The organism is Streptomyces sp. GQ60 (assembly GCF_059758875.1).
The window spans coordinates 502,306-523,170 of record NZ_JCAXEG010000004.1; the positions used below are offsets into that span (position 1 = coordinate 502,306).

19 protein-coding genes are annotated in these 20,865 nt (G+C 73.6%); 8 read left to right on the top strand and 11 right to left on the bottom strand.

Annotation, left to right across the window (positions count from 1 at the left end):
* Window positions 1-82 precede the first annotated feature (82 nt).
* Window positions 83-1,243, bottom strand: coding sequence for an alkaline phosphatase PhoX (locus tag AC6CKD_RS13695; protein WP_498327443.1), 1,161 nt, complete (start codon window positions 1,241-1,243; stop codon window positions 83-85).
* Window positions 1,244-1,476: 233 nt separating this feature from the next.
* On the opposite strand from AC6CKD_RS13695, the gene AC6CKD_RS13700 reads away from it, so the two are divergent.
* Both AC6CKD_RS13700 and AC6CKD_RS13705 read left to right on the top strand, forming a co-directional pair.
* Window positions 1,477-1,941 carry a group III truncated hemoglobin gene (locus AC6CKD_RS13700; RefSeq protein WP_498327444.1) on the top strand — a complete coding sequence of 155 codons (465 nt, stop codon included), beginning with the start codon at window positions 1,477-1,479 and terminating at the stop codon, window positions 1,939-1,941.
* Between the two features lie 113 nt (window positions 1,942-2,054).
* Window positions 2,055-2,462 carry a VOC family protein gene (locus AC6CKD_RS13705; RefSeq protein WP_498327445.1) on the top strand — a complete coding sequence of 136 codons (408 nt, stop codon included), beginning with the start codon at window positions 2,055-2,057 and terminating at the stop codon, window positions 2,460-2,462.
* A 25-nt stretch (window positions 2,463-2,487) separates the two neighbouring features.
* Here the strand turns inward: AC6CKD_RS13705 and nirD are convergent, their stop codons facing one another.
* The 3 genes from nirD to AC6CKD_RS13720 are packed head-to-tail and all read right to left on the bottom strand — an operon-like array spanning window position 2,488 to window position 6,799.
* Window positions 2,488-2,823, bottom strand: a complete 336-nt coding sequence (nirD, locus tag AC6CKD_RS13710; protein WP_498327447.1) for a nitrite reductase small subunit NirD — start codon at window positions 2,821-2,823, stop codon at window positions 2,488-2,490.
* Entirely contained in the window at window positions 2,820-5,420 is a 2,601-nt protein-coding gene (nirB, locus tag AC6CKD_RS13715; protein WP_498327449.1) for a nitrite reductase large subunit NirB, read from the bottom strand. The genes nirD and nirB overlap by 4 nt, the downstream gene beginning before the upstream one ends.
* A 2-nt stretch (window positions 5,421-5,422) precedes the next feature.
* Window positions 5,423-6,799 (bottom strand): NAD(P)/FAD-dependent oxidoreductase, encoded by a 1,377-nt coding sequence (locus tag AC6CKD_RS13720; RefSeq protein WP_498327450.1) that lies wholly within the window; start codon window positions 6,797-6,799, stop codon window positions 5,423-5,425.
* Window positions 6,800-6,966: 167 nt separating this feature from the next.
* Here AC6CKD_RS13720 and AC6CKD_RS13725 point away from each other — a divergent pair, with 167 nt between their 5' ends.
* The 4 genes from AC6CKD_RS13725 (at window position 6,967) to AC6CKD_RS13740 (ending at window position 11,189) form a co-directional block, all read left to right on the top strand.
* Window positions 6,967-8,268, top strand: coding sequence for a ferredoxin reductase family protein (locus AC6CKD_RS13725; RefSeq protein WP_498327451.1), 1,302 nt, complete (start codon window positions 6,967-6,969; stop codon window positions 8,266-8,268).
* Between the two features lie 603 nt (window positions 8,269-8,871).
* Entirely contained in the window at window positions 8,872-9,648 is a 777-nt protein-coding gene (locus AC6CKD_RS13730) for a sulfite exporter TauE/SafE family protein (protein WP_498327452.1), read from the top strand.
* A gap of 39 nt (window positions 9,649-9,687) precedes the next feature.
* Window positions 9,688-10,680, top strand: a complete 993-nt coding sequence (locus tag AC6CKD_RS13735; RefSeq protein ID WP_498327453.1) for a class I SAM-dependent methyltransferase — start codon at window positions 9,688-9,690, stop codon at window positions 10,678-10,680.
* On the top strand, window positions 10,677-11,189 hold the full coding sequence (locus AC6CKD_RS13740; protein ID WP_498327454.1) for a hypothetical protein: 513 nt from the start codon (window positions 10,677-10,679) through the stop codon (window positions 11,187-11,189). Before AC6CKD_RS13735 ends, AC6CKD_RS13740 begins: the two co-directional genes overlap by 4 nt.
* Here AC6CKD_RS13740 and AC6CKD_RS13745 read toward each other — a convergent pair.
* Window positions 11,186-12,586, bottom strand: coding sequence for an MFS transporter (locus AC6CKD_RS13745; protein ID WP_498327455.1), 1,401 nt, complete (start codon window positions 12,584-12,586; stop codon window positions 11,186-11,188). The genes AC6CKD_RS13740 and AC6CKD_RS13745 overlap by 4 nt on opposite strands.
* 115 nt (window positions 12,587-12,701) lie before the next feature.
* Between AC6CKD_RS13745 and AC6CKD_RS13750 the strand changes: the two genes are divergently transcribed.
* Window positions 12,702-13,316 carry a helix-turn-helix domain-containing protein gene (locus tag AC6CKD_RS13750; RefSeq protein WP_498327456.1) on the top strand — a complete coding sequence of 205 codons (615 nt, stop codon included), beginning with the start codon at window positions 12,702-12,704 and terminating at the stop codon, window positions 13,314-13,316.
* Between the two features lie 41 nt (window positions 13,317-13,357).
* Here the strand turns inward: AC6CKD_RS13750 and AC6CKD_RS13755 are convergent, their stop codons facing one another.
* From AC6CKD_RS13755 to AC6CKD_RS13770, 4 genes are all read right to left on the bottom strand, one after another.
* Complete coding sequence (locus AC6CKD_RS13755; protein ID WP_498327458.1) at window positions 13,358-13,978, bottom strand: class F sortase; 621 nt, start codon at window positions 13,976-13,978, stop codon at window positions 13,358-13,360.
* Window positions 13,979-14,114: 136 nt separating this feature from the next.
* Window positions 14,115-14,678 (bottom strand): GVDTG sorting domain-containing protein, encoded by a 564-nt coding sequence (locus tag AC6CKD_RS13760; protein WP_498327459.1) that lies wholly within the window; start codon window positions 14,676-14,678, stop codon window positions 14,115-14,117.
* The gene (locus AC6CKD_RS13765; RefSeq protein WP_498327460.1) at window positions 14,636-16,183 is read right to left on the bottom strand and encodes an ATP-binding protein; all 1,548 of its coding nucleotides are present in this window, start codon (window positions 16,181-16,183) and stop codon (window positions 14,636-14,638) included. The genes AC6CKD_RS13760 and AC6CKD_RS13765 overlap by 43 nt, the downstream gene beginning before the upstream one ends.
* Window positions 16,180-16,893, bottom strand: a complete 714-nt coding sequence (locus AC6CKD_RS13770; protein ID WP_498327461.1) for a hypothetical protein — start codon at window positions 16,891-16,893, stop codon at window positions 16,180-16,182. Before AC6CKD_RS13770 ends, AC6CKD_RS13765 begins: the two co-directional genes overlap by 4 nt.
* A gap of 202 nt (window positions 16,894-17,095) precedes the next feature.
* Here AC6CKD_RS13770 and AC6CKD_RS13775 point away from each other — a divergent pair, with 202 nt between their 5' ends.
* Complete coding sequence (locus tag AC6CKD_RS13775; protein WP_498327462.1) at window positions 17,096-17,572, top strand: gamma-glutamylcyclotransferase family protein; 477 nt, start codon at window positions 17,096-17,098, stop codon at window positions 17,570-17,572.
* A 13-nt stretch (window positions 17,573-17,585) separates the two neighbouring features.
* Here the strand turns inward: AC6CKD_RS13775 and dnaG are convergent, their stop codons facing one another.
* Window positions 17,586-19,499: a DNA primase gene (gene dnaG / locus AC6CKD_RS13780; protein WP_498327463.1), complete on the bottom strand. Its 1,914-nt coding sequence runs from the start codon at window positions 19,497-19,499 to the stop codon at window positions 17,586-17,588.
* A 34-nt stretch (window positions 19,500-19,533) separates the two neighbouring features.
* Window positions 19,534-20,808, bottom strand: a complete 1,275-nt coding sequence (locus tag AC6CKD_RS13785; protein WP_498327465.1) for an NAD(P)/FAD-dependent oxidoreductase — start codon at window positions 20,806-20,808, stop codon at window positions 19,534-19,536.
* Between the last annotated feature and the right edge of the window lie 57 nt (window positions 20,809-20,865).

The following is a 20,865-nucleotide window of genomic DNA, read 5'->3' on the forward strand; positions in this document are numbered from 1 at the left end:
GCGCCTCAAACGCCGGCGGGGCTGGATTCGGCCAGGGGCTCTGCCCCCCGACGCGCGCGCCTCACATGCCGGTCGGGCCCGGTCAGACGCGGAAGGGGCCCGTGACCTCGTAGGTGATGCCGCCCGAGGAGCTGCCGCTCGTGCCGCGCTGGCTGCTGAAGTAGAAGCGGTTGCCGGCGGGGGAGAAGGCCGGGCCGGTGACCTCCGAGGAGGACTGGCCGGTGATCCGGAGGAAGGGGGCCACCACGTCGTCCGGGGTGATCACGCAGATCTCCATGTTGCCGCCGTCCTCGGCGATGTACAGGTCGCCGTAGGAGGAGCCGGTGACGTTGTCCACGCCCGTCAGCGGGGCCGTGCCGCTGGGAACGAGGGAGTCGTCGTAGGCCAGCTCGTAGGTGTTCGTGGCGACGTTGAGCTGCCAGACGCGGTTGTCGCCCTTGGTGGTGAACCACACGGTGTCGTTGGCGTAGTGGCAGCCCTCGCCGCCGTTGAACTTCTTCGCGCCCGAGACCTGGCTGCGGGTCACCGTCGGGGAGCCGTCCGGGTCCGGCACGTTGGCCCAGGTGAAGGAGCCCGAGGTGGCCGTGCCGGCCTTGAGGACCTGGAGGGTGCCGGTGGAGAGGTTGCCCCAGGTGGTGGGGACGAACCGGTAGAAGCAGCCGCTGGAGTCGTCCTCGGTGAGGTAGATGACCTTGCGGACCGGGTCGGCGGCGGCGGCCTCGTGGTTGAAGCGGCCCATCGCGGAGCGGCGTACGGCGGCGTTCACGCCCCACGGGTCGGTCTCGTAGACGTAGCCGAGGCTGACTTCCTCGGCGGACAGCCAGGTGTTCCAGGGGGTCGCGCCGCCCGCGCAGTTCCGGTTGGTGTTCGACAGGATCCGGTAGGCGGAGGTGATCGAACCCGAGGAGTCGAACTTCACGGCGCTGGCGCCGCCGGTGGAGGAGATCTCCGAGTTGGACACGTAGATCCAGCCCGTGCCGTCGGCGAAACAGGCGCCGCCGTCGGGCGCGCTGTGCCACTTGTAGGTGGTGGAGCCGACGTTCTGGCCGGATCGGGCGATCACCCGGCTGGTGAAGCCGGCCGGCAGCATGATGCCGTTCGCGTCGGCCGCGCCGAGCGCCCCGTAGGGGCCGGCGCCGGGCTGGGCGGGAGCCGCGTAGGCCGCGCCGTGCATCAAGGTGCCGCCGAAGGCGGCGGCCGAGGAGCCGATGACGGCCCCGCGAAGGAAGGTACGACGTTCCACGGTCACTCCTGTGGGAGGAGGAGGCTCCGCGCCCGGTCGGACGCGGAGTCGCACACGCGTCGAGGAACTTAGAAGTGCTGAGTTGACGTGACGTCAATTCCATATGAAGAGGGAGCGACCGGCTCGGGGTCAATCCGTCTGGAGGGATTTTCGGGATATCGGGACGCCCGGGACGACGTATTGCGGGACTTTCTACCCTGGGGAGGGCCCCGGTGCGGGAGGATGGTGGACCCATGAGCCCTCACGCAGCCGTCTTCGACATCACCGGCCGAGCCGACCTCGACGTCGTGCTGCGCCGCTTCTACACGGCGGCCTTCGCCGACCCGCGGATCGGGCCCTTCTTCACCGAGATCGCCGGCACGGACCTCGACGTGCACCTGCCCCGGATCACCGACTTCTGGGAGCGGGCCCTCTTCCGCAGCGCCGACTACCGGCGCGACGCCTTCGCCCCGCACGCGGCCCTCCAGGCGGCCCGTGAGATGACCGCCGAGGACTTCGGCCGCTGGGTACAGCTGTGGCGGGCCACGATCGACGGACTGCACCGGGGGCCGAACGCGGAGCGGGCCAAGGCGCAGGGCGAGCGGATCGCGCTGGCCCTGCACAAGCGGCTGGCCGGCGCCGGCGCCTCGCTGGAGAGCGCCGACGGGCTGGGCTTCGTACCGCTGGCGGCCCTGCAGCTGCGCTCGCCCGTGGCCTGACCTGCGGCTTCGGGAAACCTTGAAGAGGTTTCGCGCGGAGCGATGAGTTTCCCGGGAACCCGTGGTCTACCTCTCGAAAGCGACGCCGACGCACCGAGAGAAGAGGGACCGCGATGTCCTCCACCATGATCTTCGTCAACCTGCCGGTCAAGGACCTCGAGGCCACCAAGACCTTCTGGGGCAAGCTCGGTTACACCTTCAACGCCCAGTTCACCGACGAGAACTGCGCCTCGATGCCCATCACCGACTCGATCGTGGCCATGTTCCTGACCGAGGCGCGGTACAAGGACTTCACCCACAAGGCCATCGCGGACGCCACCACCACCTCCGAGGTGCTGCTGTGTCTGAGCGCGGAGAGCCGCACCGCCGTCGACGAGTTCGTCGACGGGGCCCTGGCGGCCGGCGCCACCGAGCCCCGCCCCGCCCAGGACCACGGCGTCATGTACGGCCGGGCCTTCGACGACCTCGAGGGCCACACCTGGGAGATCATGTGGATGGACCCGGCGGTGATCCAGTCCTGACCGGGGCCGATCGGTTCGAGGACCCTCAGGCCGAGGTCGCGGCGGTCCGTACCGGGTACGTCCGGACCGCCACCTCGTCGTCGTCCAGGCAGAGCCCGGACTCCAGGTCGAAGCGCTGCTTGAGCAGCGGCGAGGCCACGAAGAGCCGTCCGGCGGCCGAGCCGACCAGCCCGCGCGAGAGCACCTGTGCCCCGGTGAAGGGGTCCCGGTTGCCGATGGCGTACGGGCGTCCCGCACGGTCGACGAACACGGCGGCCTGGCTCCCGTCGGGCAGCAGCGCCGCCACCCCGCGCCCGGGGATCAGCGCCGACAGCTCGCACACGGTGAGCCAGCCCTCCGCCACCTGCAGTTCCACGGTCATCGAGTGCCTCCCAGGGGCTCCAGGGTCAGCACGGTCAGGTCGGGCTTGACCTGGCCGCGCTCGGGGACGAACTTCACGCTCGGGTCGGGTGCGCCGGGGGCGTTGACGAAGGACACGAACCGGCGCAGCCGCTCCGGGTCGTCCAGGGTCTCGGCCCATTCGTCGCGGTAGTGCGCCACGTGGTCGGCCATCAGCGACTCCAGCTCCGCGCACAGCCCGAGCGAATCGCGCACGATCACGTCCCGCAGGTGCTCCAGGCCGCCCTCCAGCCGGTCCAGCCAGGTGGACGTCCGCTCCAGCCGGTCCGCGGTGCGGATGTAGAACATCAGGAACCGGTCGATGAGCCGCACCAGTTCGGCGTCGGACAGGTCCTGGGCCAGCAGGTCGGCGTGGCGTGGGGTGGCCCCGCCGTTGCCGCCGACGTAGAGGTTCCAGCCGCTGGCCGTCGCGATGATCCCGAAGTCCTTGCTCTGCGCCTCCGCGCACTCGCGGGCGCAGCCGGAGACCGCCGACTTGAGCTTGTGCGGGGCGCGCAGGCCCCGGTAGCGCAGCTCCAGGTCGATGGCCATCCGTACCGAGTCCTGGACCCCGTAGCGGCACCAGGTCTGGCCCACGCAGGACTTCACCGTCCGCAGGGCCTTGCCGTACGCGTGACCGGACTCGAATCCGGCCTCGACGAGCCGGGCCCAGATGCGGGGGAGGTCGTCCAGGGCGGCGCCGAAGAGGTCGATGCGCTGCCCGCCGGTGATCTTCGTGTAGAGGCCGAAGTCCCGGGCCACCTCGCCGATCACGATCAGCTTGTCGGGGGTGATCTCGCCGCCGGGGATGCGCGGGACGACCGAATACGAGCCGTTGCGCTGCATGTTGGCGAGGAAGTGGTCGTTGGTGTCCTGGAGGGCGGCCTGCTCCCCGTCCAGGACGTAGCCGCTCGCGCCGAGGGTGGGGGCGAGCGAGGCGATGATCGAACCGACGGTGGGCTTGCAGACCTCGCAGCCTTCGCCGCCGCGCGCCTCCTCGCGGCCGTGGCTGTCCAGGAGCCGCTCGTACGAGGTCACGCGCAGGGTGCGGACGATCTCGTAGAGCTCGGCGCGGGTGAAGGGGAAGCAGCCGCAGAGCCCCTTGTCGGCGGCGGGCGGCATCAGCTGGCCGATCACCTTGAGGCAGCTTCCGCACCCGGTGCCCGCCTTGGTGCACTTCTTGACCTCGGGGACGGTGCTGTGGGCGGTGATCGCCTTCTTGGTGACGTTGTGGCAGGAGCAGATCACCGCGCCGTCCGGGAGCGAGGCCGGGCCGAGCGCCACGGGTGCGCCGACGCCGGCGGGCAGCACCAGCTGCTCGGGGGTGACGGGCGGTACGGAGCCGGTGAGCGGGCGCAGCAGGCCGTAGGAGTCGGCGTCGCCGACCAGGACGCCGCCGAGGAGGACGCCTTCGGCGGAGACGACCACCTTCTTGTAGACGCCGGAGCGGGAGTCGGAGTAGACGACGTCGAGGCTGCCGGCGGTGGCGCCGTGGGCGTCGCCGAAGGAGGCCACGTCCACGCCGAGGAGCTTGAGCTTGGTGGAGAGGTCGGCGCCGGTGAACTCCTTCTCGCGGCCCAGCAGGTCCGCCGCGGCCGTCTCCGCCATCTCGTAGCCGGGGGCGACCAGGCCGTAGACGCGGCCGTCGGAGGCGAGGGCGCACTCGCCGATGGCGTAGACGTGCGGGTCGGAGGTGCGGCAGCGGGCGTCGACGGAGATTCCGCCGCGTTCGCCGACGTCGAGGCCGCTCTCGCGGGCGAGCTGGTCGCGGGGGCGGACGCCGGCGGAGAAGACCACCAGGTCGGTGGCGACGCTGGAGCCGTCGGACAGCTTCATGCCGCTGACCGCGCCGTCCTCGCCGGTGAGGACCTCCTGGGTGCCGACGCCCGTGTGGACGGTGAGCCCCATGTTCTCGATGGTGCGGAGCAGGGCCGCGCCGCCGCCCTCGTCGACCTGGACGGGCATCAGGCGGGGCGCGAACTCCACGACCCGGGTGGCGAGGCCGAGGCCCTTGAGCGCGCCGGCGGCCTCCAGGCCGAGCAGGCCGCCGCCGACGACGGCGCCGGTGGTGCGCGTCTTCGCGTACTCCTCGATCGCGAGGAGGTCCTCGATGGTGCGGTACACGAAACAGCCCGGGGCGTCCTTGCCCGGGACGGGCGGCACGAAGGGGTAGCTGCCGGTCGCGAGCACGAGCACGTCGTACGGGAACACCTGGCCCGTGCGGGAGGTGACGGTGCGGGCGTCGCGGTCGATGGTCTCGGCGGGGTCGTCGAGGTGCAGGGCGATCCCGTGTTCCTCCATGAAGGAGGCGGGGGTGAGGGAGAGGTCCTCGGGGGTGCTGCCGGAGAAGTACGAGGTGAGGTGCACGCGGTCGTAAGCCGGGCGGGGCTCCTCGCAGAGCACGGTGATCCGGTGCGTGGCGGTCGCGCCGAGTTCGGCGAGCGCCTCCAGGTAGCGCTGGCCGACCATGCCGTGGCCGATGAGCACGAGGGCGGGCTTCCGGGTCCCGGCGGTCGTGGCGGTGGCCTGGGCGGTGGCCTGGGCGGTGCCCGGGGCGGGCGTGGGCGTGGCTGCGGCCATGATCAGGAGCCTCCGTCGTCGGTGAGCAGGTGGTGCAGGTCGGTCAGGGCCTCGCCGTCCTCCCAGCTGCGGGCGAGGGCGCCCACGCTGGACAGTTCGCCGAGCAGGACCCCGCCGACGAGGCGGTCGCCGCGGACGACGACCTTGCGGTAGGTGCGGCGGGTGGCGTCCGTGAGCCGGACCACGTCGTCGCCGGGGAGCGGGGTGGTCTCGCCGAAGGCGGCGAGGTCGAGGGGCCGGTCGCCGCCGGCGGTGAGGGTGAGGCGGGTCAGGGCGCGGGTGCCCGCGTAGGCGGGGTCCGCGGTGAGTCCCTCGCCGGTACCGAGGAGGACGCCGGCGAGGGCGTCGGCCTGTTCGAGGGCGGGCCCGGCCAGGCCGTACACCCGGCCCGCGTGCTCGGCGCAGTCGCCGATGGCGTGGATGCGGGGGTCGCTGGTGCGGAGCTCGTCGTCGACGAGGATGCCGGTGCGGACGTCCAGGCCGGCGGCCAGGGCGAGGCCCGTGCGGGGGCGGACGCCGCAGGCGAGGACGACGAGGTCGGCGTCGAGGCGGTAGCCGTCGGCGAGATCGACGCCGGTCACCCGGCGGGGCCCCTGGCCGGGATCGGTCCTTGCGGGCAGGCCCGGGGTGCGGGTGGCTCCGGGTGTGGCGGCCCTGGGGGGCGTTCCGGACTCTGCCCGGGCCCGCTCCTCGAACGCCGGAGGGGCTGGAATTCGGCTGGTGCCGCCGGCAGGGTGCGGTGACGTCGCCAGGCCTCGGACGCGGCATTCCGTGTGGATCTCCACGCCCAGGTCGGCCAGGTGGGTGTGCAGGAGTTCCGAGGCTTCCGCGTCGAGTTGGCGTTCCATCAGGCGTTCGCCCTGCTGGGTGAGGACCACCTGCGCGCCCCGCTCGGCCAGGGCGCGGGCCGCCGAGACGCCGAGGAGGCCGCCGCCGATCACCACCGCGCGCACGCCGGGACGTACGGCCTCCGACAGGGCCAGGCAGTCGTCCATGGTGCGGAAGGCGTGGACCCCGGCCGGGAGCTCGCGCCCCTCGGGTTCGAACAGGCCGCGGAGGGGAGGGAGGACCGGGTTCGACCCGGTGGCCAGGACGAGGGTGCCGTACGGCTCGACCGTGCCGTCGTCGCAGTGCACCACCTGCTCCGCCCGGTCGATCCGGACCGCCCGTACGGCCCGGCGCAGCGCCGGACCGGGGGCCGGGAGGGCCGTCACCTCCGGCGCGTACCGGCCGGCCAGGACCTCCGCGAGGAGGACCCGGTTGTAGGGGGCGTGCGCCTCCTCACCGAGGACGCGTACGTCCCCGCCCAGCCGGGCGGCGAGCCGCAGGCCCGCGAGGCCGCCGCCGATCACCACCACGCGTTGCTGTTCCGAGGTCATGACACGAGAGTGCGGGGCCGCTGTTTCCCCACGGCATCGCCGTTGTTTCCCTGACGGAACGCCGACCTCAGCGTGCGGGTTAAGCGCCCGTGAGGCGTTGCTCAAGGCCGCCTTAAGGATCAGCGGGACGGCCGGGGAGGCCACCGGACCGCCCTTAGCGTGGCCGTATGCGAGAGCGAGACATGGCGGTTCGGGTCAAGGGCGGAATGCTCGGCGGGGCGGGGACCGTCGCCCTGCTGTGGGCCGCGCAGGTGCGGCCCTCGGCCCGGCTCGACGCGCTGTTCGCCACCGCCGCGCACCTGACCGGCCTGCTCGCCGGGTACGGGGTGCTCGTCCTGCTGTTCCTCATGGCCCGGGTTCCCGCCGTCGAGCACGGGGTGGGCGCGGCCCGGCTCGCCCGCTGGCACGCGCTGGGCGGCCGCCACGTCCTGCTGCTCTGTTTCGGGCACACGGCCTTCGCGCTCTGCGGCTACGCCGTGCACGAGGGGGTCGACGTGCTCTCCGCCGTCCGGGAGCTGCTCGGCTACCCGGCGCTGGCCGCCGCGGCGATCGGGACCGTCCTCCTGGTCGCCGTCGGCATCACCTCCGCCCGCTCCGTACGCCGCCGGGTCAGCCACGAAACCTGGCGGGGGGTCCACCTCCTGGTGTACCTCGCCGCCGCCCTCGCCTTCGGGCACCAGCTCGCCGGGCCCGACCTGGCCCTGGTCGCCTGGTTCTGGGCCCTCGCCCACGCCGTGGTCGCCGTCCTGCTGCTCTGGTACCGCGCCGTGGTCCCCGTACGCCAGGCCCTGCGGCACGCGCTGCGCGTCGCCGAGGTGCGCACGGAGGGGCCCGGGGTGGTCTCCGTCCTCGTCTACGGGGAGCACCTCGCGGAGCTGCGCGCGGAGCCGGGGCAGTTCCTGCGCTGGCGGTTCCTGCAGCGCAGGCTGTGGCACACCGCGCTGCCGTTCTCGCTGTCGGCGCCGGTCCGCGGGGACACCCTGCGCATCACCGTGAAGGCCCTCGGCGGCCACTCCCGCCGGATCCGCCGGCTGCGTCCCGGCACCCGCGTCCTCGCCACCGGGCCCTTCGGGGCGCTCACCGCGGCCCGCCGGACCCGGACCAAGGTGCTGCTGATCGCCGGCGGGGTCGGGATCACCCCGATGCGGGCGCTGTTCGAGACCCTGCCCGGCGGGCCGGGGGACATCACCCTGCTCTACCGGGCGGGCGCCGAGGAGCACCTCGTCCTGCGCTCCGAACTGGAGGCCATCGCCGCCGAACGGCAGGCCGGGCTGCACTACCTGCTCGGGCCGTCGGGCGCCGCCTTCGACCCGCTGGCTCCACAGGCGCTGGCCGCGCTGGTCCCGGAGCTGGCCGAGCACGACGTGTACCTGTGCGGGCCGCCCGGCATGGCGGACGCCACCCAGTCCGCGCTGGTGCGGGCCGGGGTGCCGGCGGGGCGGATCCACGCCGAGTGCTTCGGCTTCTGAGCCCGCCGCTGAGCCCGCTTCCGCTTCCGCCTCCCGAGAGGTCGCCGCACCATGCGTCACCCGCTGCACGTCGCCCTGCCCGTGTCCCTTCCCGCTTCGCGGGGCTCATCCCCTACCCGCCCTTCGCCCGTTCCCCGGGCTCTGCCCGGACCCGGTCCTCAAGCGCCGGACGGGCTGGAGGTGGGCCCCGGCCGGTCCGGACCGGGTCCGCACGTGCCGCACGTGCCGGGCGGGCTGGAGGTGGACGGCGGCCGGTCCGGACTCGGTCCTCGAGTGCTGGGCGTGCTGGAGGTGGGCCCGGGTCGGTCCGGACCGGGGCCTCGCGTGCCCGGCGGGCCGAAGGTGGCGGCGGCCCGGCACCGCAGGCCCCGTTCCTCGCCGGCGCACGCGGTGCTGGCCGCGCTGGGATCCGTACCGCCCGCCCGGCGGCTGGCGGCCGGGCTCGGGCTGGCCAGTGTGCTGGCGGCGAGCGTGCTGACGGCGGCGGTGGATCCGTCGGCTCCCGTGGCCCCGGACCGGGCTCCGGCCAGGCAAAGCTCAACCTTTGCGCAAGTTTCCGGGGATTGATGGCCAGTGCACCCAACGCCTCCATAGGGTCGGGCCGTGCCTGACATATCGACAACCATGATCATCGTGCTGTGCGTGGCCGCCGCGGCGGCCGGCTGGATCGACGCCGTCGTGGGCGGTGGCGGCCTACTGCTCCTGCCCGCCCTGCTGCTCGGCCTGCCGAACGCCCACCCCGCCACCGTCCTCGGCACCAACAAGGCCGTGGCCATCGTCGGGACCTCGGGCGCGGCCGTGTCGTACCTGCGCAAGACCCCGGTGGACGTGAAGCTCGCCGTCCGCATCGGTCTGGCCGCGCTCGCCGGCTCGATGGGCGGGGCCGCCCTGGCCGGCGGCATCAGCAAGGACGCGCTGCGCCCGTTGATCATGGTGGTGCTGGTCGTCGTCGCGGCGTTCGTCCTCTTCCGCCCCGCCTTCGGCACCACTCCCGGAGCCGCGCCCGTCAGCCGACAGCGCGTCCTGCTCACCATCGCCCTGGCCGGCCTCGGCATCGGCTTCTACGACGGCCTCATCGGACCCGGCACCGGCACCTTCCTGGTCCTGGCGCTGACGGCCCTGCTCCACCTCGACCTGGTCACGGCTTCGGCCACGGCGAAGATCGTCAACGTGTGCACCAACGCCGGAGCGCTCGCCATGTTCGCCTACCAGGGCATGGTGCTGTGGCAACTGGCCGCCCTGATGGCCGTGTTCAACCTGGCCGGCGCCATGGTCGGAGCCCGGATGGCGCTGAAGAAGGGCAGCGGATTCGTCCGCGGAGTGCTCCTGACGGTCGTCGGGGCCCTGGTGGTCAAGCTGGGCCTCGAGCAGTGGGGCTGACCTGCGGCTGACCGGCCGACGGGGGATAAAGTTCCGGTCGTGCCCCACCTTGAGATATCCGACCTGATCACCGTCACCGATCCGCTCAGCGGGGCGCGACTCCCCGTGCGCCGGGGCGATGTGGTCCGCCGGCTCGACGAGGCCGGGGACCCGCGGGGGGCCCGGATCGTCGCCGGGCTGCCGGCCGGTCCGGACGACGTGCTCGACCCGCTCGCCGTGGACCGGCTGATGATCGGCGTCCACACCGAGCTGCAGCGGCTCAGCGAGGAACTGCGCATCGGGGAACGGCTGGTGCACGTACTGGACCCGCTGTTCGAGGCGATCCGCGAGATCGCCGGCCGCCGCGGCCGGTTCCGACTGGTCGACATCGGATCGGGGCTCGGGTACCTCGTCCGCCGGCTGGCGTCCACCGGGGCCCTGGGCCCGAACGTCGAGCTGATCGGCGTCGACCTCGACGCCGCGCTCGTCGCCGAGGCCGACCGGCTGGCCCGCGCCGAGGGGCTCGACTGCCGGTTCGTCCACGGCAACGCCTTCGACCTGCCGGAGGTCGCCACCGTCTACGTCTCCACCGGGCTGCTGCACCACTTCCGCGGCCCCGCGCTCGCGGATTTCTTCGAGGCGCAGGCCGACTCCCCGGCGCTCGCCTTCTGCCACTTCGACATCGCCGCCACCCGGATGGCACCCGTGGGCGCCTGGATGTTCCACCGGGCCCGGATGCGCCATCCGCTCGGCCGCCACGACGGGGTCGTCTCCGCCCGGCGCGCCCACTCGGACGAAACCCTGCTGCGCGCCGCGACCGTACCGGGCATCCGGCCGCTGCTCTACGAGCCCCGGGGGCTCTCCAACCCCTTCTGCACCACGCTGCGCCCGGTCCTCGGCATCCGTCCCTACCTGGAGGACCCCCTGCGCCAGGCCCTCGGCCGCGCCTCCCGTCGGCTCGTGGGCGCGGAGCACCTGACCCGCGGCGGCCCGCCGGGGCACGACGGCGCGTCCTGGTCCGCCGCCGGAGCCGGGGCGGGGGCCGCGCGATGAACCCGGTCCTGCCCCTCGCCGCGCTCGGCCTCGTCGACGCGGCGTTCAGCGGCTTCCGCGCCTACGCCGGCCGGGACGCCCGGATCCGCAAGCACCGCGCCGTCGTCCGGGCGTCCCTGCGCGGGCTGGCGGTCGGCGCCGTCCTGCTGCTCGCCCCCGCCCTCACGGCCGGCGCCGTCCTGCTGCTCGCCGAGGACCCGGACCGGGCGTACGGGGCCCTCGTAGACGGCGGGACCGGCTTCCTCGTCCCGCTCGGGGCCTACGCCCTCGCCGTCGGGCTCTCGCTCGCCGCCTACTTCGCGCTGCCGTTCCGGGCCGGCACCCTCGCCGTGGTCGTCGGGCTGGGCCCGCTGACCCTGGCCCGGCCGCTGGTCGTGGCCGCCGCCTGCGCCGGATCGCTCGTCGCCGGCGGCGGCTGGACCTCGCTCCTGGTGGGAGCCGTGGCGGGCGTGGCGGTCCTGTGCGTCGAGCCGTACGTCCACCGCCGCTGGTACGCGTTTCCCGCCTAGGCCGTCTCTTTCGGATCCTGCGCGGCCCGGGCCACCAGGAAGAGGAACAGTCCGCAGGCCGTCACGAGCAGCCAGCCCGGCCGGGACGCCCGGGCGAGGCCGTCCGGGCCGGCGCCCGCGGCCAGGGCCCCCGCGACGGCGATGCCGACCGCCGCTCCGACTTGCCGGGCGGTGGAGGCGACGGCCCCGGCCACCCCGGCGCGGGACGGCGGAAGTCCGCCGACCGCGGTATGGGTGAGGGGCGCGTTGGCGAAGCCGAAGCCGATGCCGATGAGCAGGTAGGCCGCGAGGAGCCGCGGCACGCTCGTGTCCGGGCCCAGGTCCACCAGGCAGAGCCCGCCCGCCGCGGTGAACCCACCGGCGAGGAGCAGCGGACGCCCCGGCCCGAGGCGCCCCGTCAGAACGCCGGACCACGGACCGCACACGGTGGCCCCGAGCGCCATCGGCAGGGTCGCCGCCCCGGCCGCGAGCGGGGTCCAGCCGCGGGCGTCCTGCAGGTACAAAGTGGTGAGCAGCAGGCTCACGTTCAGCGCGGCGAACACCGCCACCGCGCCCAGAACCGCCGAGGCGAAGGGCGGCCGCCGGAACAGTCCGACGTCGATCAGGGGCTCGGGGCGGCGGAGTTCGACCCGGGCGAAGGCCGTCGCCGCCGCGACGACGGCGTAGCAGACCAGGGCGGCGGGGGAGCTCCAGCCGATCCGGGGGCCTTCGATCAGGACGCCGACCGAGACGCACACGGCTGTGGTGAGGAGGAGCTGGCCGGGCAGGTCGAGCCGCCGGGCCCGCTGTCCGCGGGACTCCGGGACGAACAACGCGACCAGGACGAGTGCGCCGACGACCACCGGAACGTTGATCCAGAACACCGACCGCCAGCCGAACGCCGCGATGAGGGCCCCGCCGATGACCGGGCCCGCCGCCATGCTGAGCCCGAAGACCGAGGCCCAGATGCCGATGGCCCGGGCCCGCTCCCGGGGGTCGGGCATCGCGTTGACCACGATGGCCAGGGCCACCGGGCTCAGCATCGAGGCCCCGACTCCCTGGACGGCCCGCGCCGCGACGAGGAAGCCGAGCGACGGAGCGAGGGCGCAGGCGAGGGACGCGAGAGCGAAGACGACCAGCCCGCACCGGAACACCCGGCGGCGTCCGAAGCGGTCGGCGAGGGCGCCGGAGGCGATGAGGAGGCTGGCCAGGACCATGGTGTAGGCGTCCACGACCCATTCGAGGCCGTGGATGCCCGCGTCCAGGCCGCGTCCGATCGCGGGCAGGCCCACGTTGACGATGGTGGTATCGACTCCGATGAGGAACATGCTCAGCGCGCAGACGGCCAGTACCGTCCATCGGCGGCGCGGGCCGAGTCCGGGCGCCGCGGCCGCTCCGGCCGGGATCGTCGTGGTCATGGGTCCGCCTTGGGTCCGCGACCGCCTGTCGGCTGCCGGCTTCGGATGTCGGCCCATGCTCGGACCGGGTGGCGGGCGCGGCCCAGGAAATTTGCCGGTACCGCAAAATGGCCCCATGGACAGGGACGGCGAACGCGCCGAACGCGCCGGACAGGCCGAGGCCACCGAACAGGCGGAACTCAGGCGGACCCTCGACGCCATCGGCCCGCGGCTGCGTGCGCTGCGGCGCGAGCGCGGCCTCACGCTGGAGGCCCTCTCCGGGGCCACCGGGATCTCCGTGAGCACGCTCTCCCGCCTGGAGTCCGGCAAGCGGCGTCCGACGCTCGAACTGCTCATCCCGCTCGCGCGGACCCACCGCGTCGCCCTGGACCAGCTCGTGGCGGCCCCGGTCACCGGTGACGCGCGCGTCCACCTGAGGCCCCGCCGCCGGGACCACGGGAGCGTCCTGGTCCCCCTGACGCAGTACCCGGGCCGGGTTCAGGTCTTCAAGCAGGTGCTGGCGTACCGGGAACCGAAACTGGTGACCCACACCGGCCACGAGTGGCTCTACGTGCTCGCGGGCGAGCTCCACCTCGTCATCGGCGAACGGAGCCTCAGCCTGCGCCCCGGCGAGGTGGCCGAGTTCGACACCGGTGAACCCCACTGGTTCGGACCCGCCGAGGGCGAGGTGGTGGAGATCCTGCACCTGTTCGGTCCCCACGGCGACCAGGCGGTCGTCCGCACCAACTAGACCGTGCCCGACTCACACGTGCCCGACTCACACGTGTCCGTTCAGTACGTGCCCGTCAGGTGGGCGAAGACGACCACGTTGCCCTGGTAGCCGGTGCGCGGGGAGAAGCCCCCGCCGCAGGTGATGACGCGGAGCTCGGACCGCGGTGACGACCCGTACACGCGGGAGTCGGGGAAGGCCTCGGCGTCGTAGACCTCCACGGCGTGGACGGTGAACACGGCCGTACGTCCGTCGGCGCGGGCGATCTCGATCAGGGCGCCCCGGCGCAGCGCGCCGAGGTGGTAGAAGACCGCGGGCCCGGTGGCGTCGTCCACGTGCCCGGCGACGACGGCGGTGCCGGTGGCGCCCGGGGTGGTGCCCTCGCGGTACCAGCCCGCCAGGTCCCGGCGGGCCGGCGGCGGCACTTCGAGACTGCCGTCGGCCTGGAGTCCCAGTCCGGTGAGCGGGGCGTCCACCCGGATGGACGGGATACGGATCCGGGCGGGCGGAGAACCGGGGAGTGCGGCGATGGCCCCGGGGAACTGCGCCTGGGCGCTCAGCGCCTCGCCGGGGGAGGGCAGGGGAGGCCCGACGGGCTCGCCGGAGCCGCTGCCGACGAGCCAGACGCCGATGCAGGTGGCGAGTGCGACGAGCCCGCCACCGCGGGCGCGGCGTGCCTCCATGCGGCCCCCTCGGCTTGGTGACGTGGTGACGTGGTGGCTGACCGTCGCCCGGCCCCGCGAACGGGGGGGACCTCGCGGGGCGGGCGACGGGGGACGGTACCGGTCGGACCGCGGACCGAGCCGCGGTGGGCGTCCGTCAGTTCCGCGTGCCGCTCGCCCGGCGACGCAGGAACCAGGTACCGCCGACGGCGGTTGCGGCCAGCACTGCCGCTCCCGCCGCGATCTTGGCGGGGTCGGTGGTGGTGGTCGTGCCACCGCCCACCCCGGTGCGCACGTGGCCCTGGGGGGCGCGGTCGTGCTCGGTGACGATCAGGTCGCCGGTGGCGAACTTGCCGTTCGCGCAGGTGGCGCCGATCGCGTGGGTGCCGGGGCGGGTTGCGTGAGCGACCTGGAACTGTCCCACGACCACCTCCTTGTGGGTGCCCGGGACCAGTTTGAAGCGGCCGCCTCCGACGGTGGTGGCGTCGCCCTCGGCGTGACTGCCGGGGCCGCAGGCCTTGGTGTTCACCGTGACGGTGGTGCCGGGGGCGGCGGACTTGGGCCAGACCTCCAGCGGCGCGAAGTCGCCGGCCGCGAAGCCCGTCATGCCGAAGCCCGTCATGCCCAGGTCCGCGGCGGCGACCGCGCCGGCCACCGGGCCGGTGAACGCGGCGGCGGTCAGCGCGGTGGCGGTGAGCACGTGGGCGGTGCGTCGTCGCATGGGAGGTCTCCTGTGGACACGGGGTCGTGTTTCCGAGGTAACCCGGGTGTGGGGGCCGCCGCCTGCTGATGTGGTGTCAGATTGGTGCCGGGTGGTGGGGTGACGGGAGTGTTGTCGCAGGTGGGGCGGGGTGCGGGGGCATTTGCGGGGCCCCACCCCGTCCGGGTGACGGGGGCCTCGCGGGTGCGGGTCGGCGCTGAGCGGAGCCTCTCCCCGCCGGAAGGCGTCAGGCCGGGGGGGAGGGTGAGGGTGGCCGCGGCGCCGGTGGGGACGGGGTTGGCGAGGGTGACCCGGGCGCCGATGACCTGGGCCTGGCCCAGGGCGATGGTCAGGCCCAGGCCCGTGCCCTGGCCGCGTTCGGTCGCGCCCGTCAGGAACCGCTGCGGGCCGTCCCGTAGCAGGGTCTGCGGGAAGCCCGGGCCGTGGTCGCGGACGGTGACCGTGTTCCCGGACACCGTCACGGTGATCGGGTCCCCGCCGTGCCTGCGGGCGTTGACCAGCAGGTTCGCCAGGATCCGCTCCAGCCGCCGGACGTCCGTGCGGACCCGGGCCGTGCCCTCGGCGGCGCCCAGGACCTGCGCCTCCACCCCCGAACGCCGGGTGACCGCTTCCACCAGCGGCCCCAGGGGGTGGACGTCCAGTTGGGCCACCTCGCGGTCCCCGTCCAGCCGGGCCACCTCCAGGAGGTCCTCCGTCAGGCTGCACAGCGCCGCGACCCGGTCGCGCACCAGCTCCGTGGGCCGCCCCGGAGGAAGCAGTTCGGCGGCGGTGTGCAGACCCGTCAACGGGGTCCGCAGCTCGTGCGCCACGTCCGCCGTGAACCGCTGCTCCGCCACCAGCCGCCGCTGCAGGCTCGCCGCCATCGTGTCGACCGCCGCGGACAGCTGGGCCACCTCGTTCCGCGTCCCCGGTACGCCCGACGGGCCTATCCGCGCGTCCAGTTCGCCCGTACTGATCCTCCGGGCCGTCTCGGCGGCGGACCGCAGGTCCTTGCTCAGCCGACTGGCCAGTGCCGCTCCGCCGATCGCGGCGAGGGTGACGACGACGACCCCGAAGGCCACCAGCTGATGGTCGAGTTCCTCCAGTTCCGCCTGTTCGGCGGCCAGCGGCTGGCGTACGGAGAGCACTTGGTCACCGCCGACCGGCCGGGCGGCCCACACGGCCGGGCGGGGGCCGTCCAAGTCGAGGTAGGTGGTGCGCTGACCGGAGAGGGCGGCCTGCCGCAGCGGTTCCGGCAGGCTCGGGCAGTCGAGGCGCGCGTCGGCCTCCCCGACCTTGTCGAAGTCCAACTGGCCCGTGAGCTCGTACACCTGCCGCACCCGGACGAGCTGTGCGAGGGCGCTCTTGCGCGCCGCGTCGGCCACCTGGTTCGCGCGGGCCTCGTGGATCAGGACGCCGATGGTGAGCGCGACGAGCGAGCAGCCGACGGCGAGCAGGACGGCGATCTTCCACCGCAGGCCGAGCGAGTGCAGGAGGCGGCGGCAGCGGAGCAGGGTGCGCTTCACCGGCCCGCCCGGTTCGTGGGGGCGGGTGCTTCGGATCCGGTCGGCCGCGGGGCCGCCGGGCACTCGCCGGATCCCGGGCCGGAGATGGCGTTGCCGAACTTGTGCTCGTCGCTGAGGACGCTCATCCGCCGGCCGTCCCAGTGGTAGCGGATGTCGTGGGCGGAACCGTCGTCGTCGGTGGTGCGGACCAGGAGGTCGGTGCCGACGATGTCGGCGCTCATCCGGCGGCCGCTGGTGAACAGGATCGGAACGATCTTCTCGCCGGCCGCGGTGTAGACGCTCAGCACCGAACGCCCGGTCTGGCTGTCGGCGGCGACGATCAGCTCGAAGTTCCCGTCGCCCGTCAGGTCCGCGAACCGGGCCGGACGGAGCCCGGCCTTGCCCGGACCCTCGATCCTCTTCCCGTCGCCGAAGCGCTTCATCGCCTTGTCCGCACGGAGCACGGCCATCACGTCGACCTTCTCGATCCCCTCCGGCCCCACGGCCGGGGCGTCGGTGAGCGGCTGCGGCGGCGGTACCCGGCCGGCCACCGCCGTACCGCTGGAGCTCGGGGACCCGGTCCACGAGGGCCACAGCGGCCTCGGCCGGGGCTGGGAGGACACGGGCGGCGCGACCTCGCCGTGCCCGAGGCCCCCGGGTGCGGCGCAGCCGCCGAGGCCGAGGCAGAGCAGGGCGGCTGCGGCGAGGCTGCGGAGAGTCGGTCGATTCATGGAAGGCGGAACCGTCGGGTGGTGGGGGAGGCCGGGGCGTGGGGAGGCAGACTGACGGTAGACGGCGCCGGTCACGGAGACCGGGCGGTTGTGTAACAGCGGTGCGTAGGCGGGCTCCCGCGGCCGAAGTCGGGACCTTCGGCCCGTCCCGCGGCCGGGGGGAGTCCGGCGAGCAGCTCGGTCCGAATCGAGGGAGACCCGCATGACATCGGCCGATCGGCCGGAAGGCCACGGCGAAGGAACGGTTCCGCAGGTCCTGCTGGCGGAGGAGCTCCCGTTCTTCGTCTACGGGACCCTGCGCCCCGGAGAGGTCAACCACGACCTGTTCCTGCGCGGCCGCACGGCCGCCGAGGAGCCCGCCCGCCTCCCGGACGCGGCGCTGTACGAGGGCCCCGGCTACCCGTACGCCGTGGACCGCCCCGGCTCCGCCATAGCCGGAGAACTGATCACCCCGGCCCCCGGCGCGTACGGGGAACTCCTCGTGGCGCTCGACCTGCTGGAGGAGTACGCGGGCCCCGGTCACCCCGCCAACATCTACGACCGCACCGCCCGCGAGGCCCTGCGCCCCGACGGCACCCCGGTCCGCGCCTGGGTCTACCTGGCGGCCCCACCCGTGGCCCGCCACCTGGCCCGCTCCGGCGCCCGCATCCCGGGCGGCGACTGGCTGCGCCGCGGCTAGGCCGTCCGGCGGGTTACAGGCCTTCCGCGCCGCGGTTGCGCAGGCGTTGGCCGTACTGCTGGAGGATCCACAGCTCTTCCTGGACCGCCGCGAGCTGCTCCGGTGCGTCCTGGTGGCCGAGGCGGGCCAGGGTGCCCTGGATCTCGTGGATCCGGCGGTCGACCGCGCGGAGCCTGACCTGGACCAGCTGGACCCCGGCGTAGACCTCGTCCACGTTCTTCGCGTGGATGGCCTCGACGACGAGCTCGGTGACCAGCGCGCGGACGGTGTCGTTCGGCGCGGCGTCCCGGACCCGGTTCACATAGTCCTCGGTTGCGAGCGAAGCGCCGCCGGCGTCCACGATGGCCTGGCGCACGGCCGCGTAGGGCGGGGCGGTGAACTCGTCCATCCCGTACGCGTCGAAGGCCGGGGAGACCAGGGCGGGGCGCTGGAGCGCCAGCTTGAGCAGCTCGCGCTCGGTGATGTGGGCGGGGCTGCGCAGGTTCAGCGCGGGGCCGCTCGGAGTGGCGGCCGGCGCGGGGATGTCCCCGTACGAGTGGCCGGAGTTCCCGGACTGGCCCCGGCGCTGCTGCTGGGGCTGGTTGCCGCGCTCCCGGGCCCAGCGGTCGAGCTGGGCGATCCGCTTGACCACGAACTGCTCGTCCCGCATGCCCAGCATGCCCGCCAGCTGGACCGCCGACTCGTGCTGGATGGCGACGTTCTTGATCTTCTTGATGATCGGGGCGGCTTCCTCCAGCGCGGCCGCCCGCCCCGCCGGGTTCTCCAGGTTGTGCCGGGCCACGATGTGCTTCAGCGCGAACTCGAACAGCGGGGTGCGGGCCTCGACCAGACCCGATACGGCCGCGTCGCCCTGGGCCAGGCGCAGGTCGCAGGGGTCCATGCCGCCCGGGGCGATGGTGATGGAGGTCTCCGCGGCGAACTTCTGGTCGTCCTCGAAGGCCCGCAGCGCGGCCTTCTGCCCGGCCGCGTCCCCGTCGAAGGTGAAGATCACCTCGGCGGTCGCATTGTCCATGAGCAGCCGGCGCAGGATCTTGATGTGGTCGCCGCCGAAGGCGGTGCCGCAGGTGGCGATCGCGGTGGTGACCCCGGCCAGGTGGCAGGCCATGACGTCGGTGTAGCCCTCGACCACGACGGCCCGGGAGGTCTTGGCGATCTCCTTCTTGGCCAGGTCGATGCCGTACAGCACCTGGGACTTCTTGTAGATCGCCGTCTCGGGCGTGTTCAGGTACTTGGGGCCGTTGTCGTCGTCGCGCAGCTTGCGCGCGCCGAAGCCGACGACCTCGCCGCTGATGTCGCGGATGGGCCACATCAGCCGTCCGCGGAAGCGGTCGATGGGCTTTCCGCTGCGGCTGTCCTGGGCCAGGCCCGAGGTGATCAGTTCCTTGTCGCTGAAGCCCTTGCCGCGCAGGAAACGGGTCAGGTGGTCCCAGCCGGCCGGGCTGTAGCCGACGCTGAAGTGCTGGGCGGCGGCCTGGTCGAAGCCGCGCTCGGCCAGGAACTTGCGGCCGATCTCCCCTTCGGCGCTGCCGAGCTGGTCCGTGTAGAACTCGGCCGCGGCCTTGTGCGCCTCGACGAGCCGGATGCGCTCGCCGCGCCCGCTGCTGCCGGCGGTGTAGCCGCCCTCTTCGTAGCGCAGGGTGATGCCGGCCAGGCCGGCGAGCCGCTCGACCGCCTCCGAGAAGGAGAGGTGGTCGATCTTCATGACGAAATCGAGGGTGTCCCCGCCCGCCTGGCAGCCGAAGCAGTGGTAGAAGCCCTTGCTGGGGCTGACCTGGAAGGACGGGGACTTCTCGTCATGGAAGGGGCAGAGGCCCTTGAGGTTGCCGCCGCCCGCGTTGCGCAGCTGGAGGTACTCCGAGACCACGGCGTCGATCGGGACCGCGTCCCGTACCGCCTTCACGTCGTCGTCGTTGATCCGTCCTGCCACGCGTGAAGTCTACGGCCGGGCGGAGACAATCCCGTCAGGCCCCCTCGGCCGGAACCAGGGCCGAAATCGGAATGGACGGATCCGCCAGCTTCTCGCGGTCCACGGGCGCCTTCGACCTGATCAGGGCCTGGATGTCCTCCGTGACGTCCCACACGTTCACGTTCATCCCGGCCAGGACCCGGCCGTCCGAGAGCCAGAAGGCGACGAACTCCCGCTTGGCGGCGTCCCCGCGGATCAGCACCTGGTCGTAGCCGCCCGCCGGGGCGTACCCCGAGTACTCCAGGCCCACGTCGTACTGGTCGGAGAAGAAGTACGGAACCCGGTCGTACGAGACCTCCTGCCCCAGCATCGCCCGAGCGGCGGCCGGACCCCCGTTCAGCGCGTTCGCCCAGTGCTCCACCCGCAGCCGGGTCCCCAGCACCGGGTGGTGGGCGGCCGCCACGTCACCGACCGCGAAGACGTCCGGGTCGGAGGTGCGCAGCGAGGCGTCCACGGCGATCCCGCCCCCGTGCTCGCGGTCCACCAGGGCCAGACCCGAGGTCTCCGCCAGGGCGGTCCGCGGGGCGGCCCCGATCGCCGCGAGGACCGCGTGCGCCGGGTGCTCCTCCCCGTCGTCCGTACGGGCCGCCAGCACCATGCCGTCGTGCCCGACGATCTCCGTCAGGTGGGACCCGAAGTGGAAGCGGACCCCGTGCTCGGTGTGCAGGTCGGCGAAGAGCCGGCCGACCTCCGGGCCGAGCACCGCGTGCAGCGGGGTCGGCGCCGGCTCGATCACGGTGACCTCGGCCCCGTACCCGCGGGCCGCCGCCGCGACCTCCAGGCCGATCCAGCCGGCCCCCGCGATCAGCAGGTGCCCGTTGTCCCGGCCCAGCCCGGCGAGGGCCTTGCGCAGCCGCTCCGCGTGCGAGAGCCGGCGCAGGTGGTGCACCCCGACCAGCTCGGTGCCCGGGATGTCGAGCCGGCGCGGTTCGGCGCCGGTGGCGAGCAGCAGCTTGTCGTAGGGCAGCGCCGTGCCGTCGCCGAGTACCACCTTCTTGGCTTCCCGGTCGAGCTGGACCGCGGGCTGGCCGAGGTGCAGCTCGATGTCGGAGGCCGCGTACCAGGACGGCTCGTGCACGAAGACGCTCTCGCGCTCCTCCTTGCCCGCCAGGTAGCCCTTGGAGAGCGGGGGCCGCTCGTAGGGATGCTCGCGCTCGTCGCCGATCAGGATCACCCGCCCGGTGAACCCCTCGGACCTCAGCGTCTCGGCCGCCTTAGCCCCGGCGAGTCCTGCGCCGACGATGACGAACGTCCGGTGTGCGTCGACCACCTGATGCCTCCTCATAACCTCTGCGCCACATGCGGCCACATGCGAGCGTCCCGCACC

Excerpts from the sequence above, each read along its gene's own strand:
- AC6CKD_RS13700 (WP_498327444.1), top strand. The coding sequence starts at position 1,477 with ATGAGCCCTCACGCAGCCGTCTTCGACATCACCGGCCGAGCCGACCTC.
- nirB (WP_498327449.1), bottom strand. The coding sequence starts at position 5,420 with ATGGCCGCAGCCACGCCCACGCCCGCCCCGGGCACCGCCCAGGCCACC.
- AC6CKD_RS13755 (WP_498327458.1), bottom strand. The coding sequence starts at position 13,978 with ATGGAGGCACGCCGCGCCCGCGGTGGCGGGCTCGTCGCACTCGCCACC.
- AC6CKD_RS13760 (WP_498327459.1), bottom strand. The coding sequence starts at position 14,678 with ATGCGACGACGCACCGCCCACGTGCTCACCGCCACCGCGCTGACCGCC.
- AC6CKD_RS13725 (WP_498327451.1), top strand. The coding sequence starts at position 6,967 with ATGCGAGAGCGAGACATGGCGGTTCGGGTCAAGGGCGGAATGCTCGGC.
- nirD (WP_498327447.1), bottom strand. The coding sequence starts at position 2,823 with ATGACCGTGGAACTGCAGGTGGCGGAGGGCTGGCTCACCGTGTGCGAG.
- AC6CKD_RS13750 (WP_498327456.1), top strand. The coding sequence starts at position 12,702 with ATGGACAGGGACGGCGAACGCGCCGAACGCGCCGGACAGGCCGAGGCC.
- AC6CKD_RS13770 (WP_498327461.1), bottom strand. The coding sequence starts at position 16,893 with ATGAATCGACCGACTCTCCGCAGCCTCGCCGCAGCCGCCCTGCTCTGC.
- AC6CKD_RS13720 (WP_498327450.1), bottom strand. The coding sequence starts at position 6,799 with ATGACCTCGGAACAGCAACGCGTGGTGGTGATCGGCGGCGGCCTCGCG.
- AC6CKD_RS13705 (WP_498327445.1), top strand. The coding sequence starts at position 2,055 with ATGTCCTCCACCATGATCTTCGTCAACCTGCCGGTCAAGGACCTCGAG.
- AC6CKD_RS13740 (WP_498327454.1), top strand. The coding sequence starts at position 10,677 with ATGAACCCGGTCCTGCCCCTCGCCGCGCTCGGCCTCGTCGACGCGGCG.
- AC6CKD_RS13775 (WP_498327462.1), top strand. The coding sequence starts at position 17,096 with ATGACATCGGCCGATCGGCCGGAAGGCCACGGCGAAGGAACGGTTCCG.
- AC6CKD_RS13745 (WP_498327455.1), bottom strand. The coding sequence starts at position 12,586 with ATGACCACGACGATCCCGGCCGGAGCGGCCGCGGCGCCCGGACTCGGC.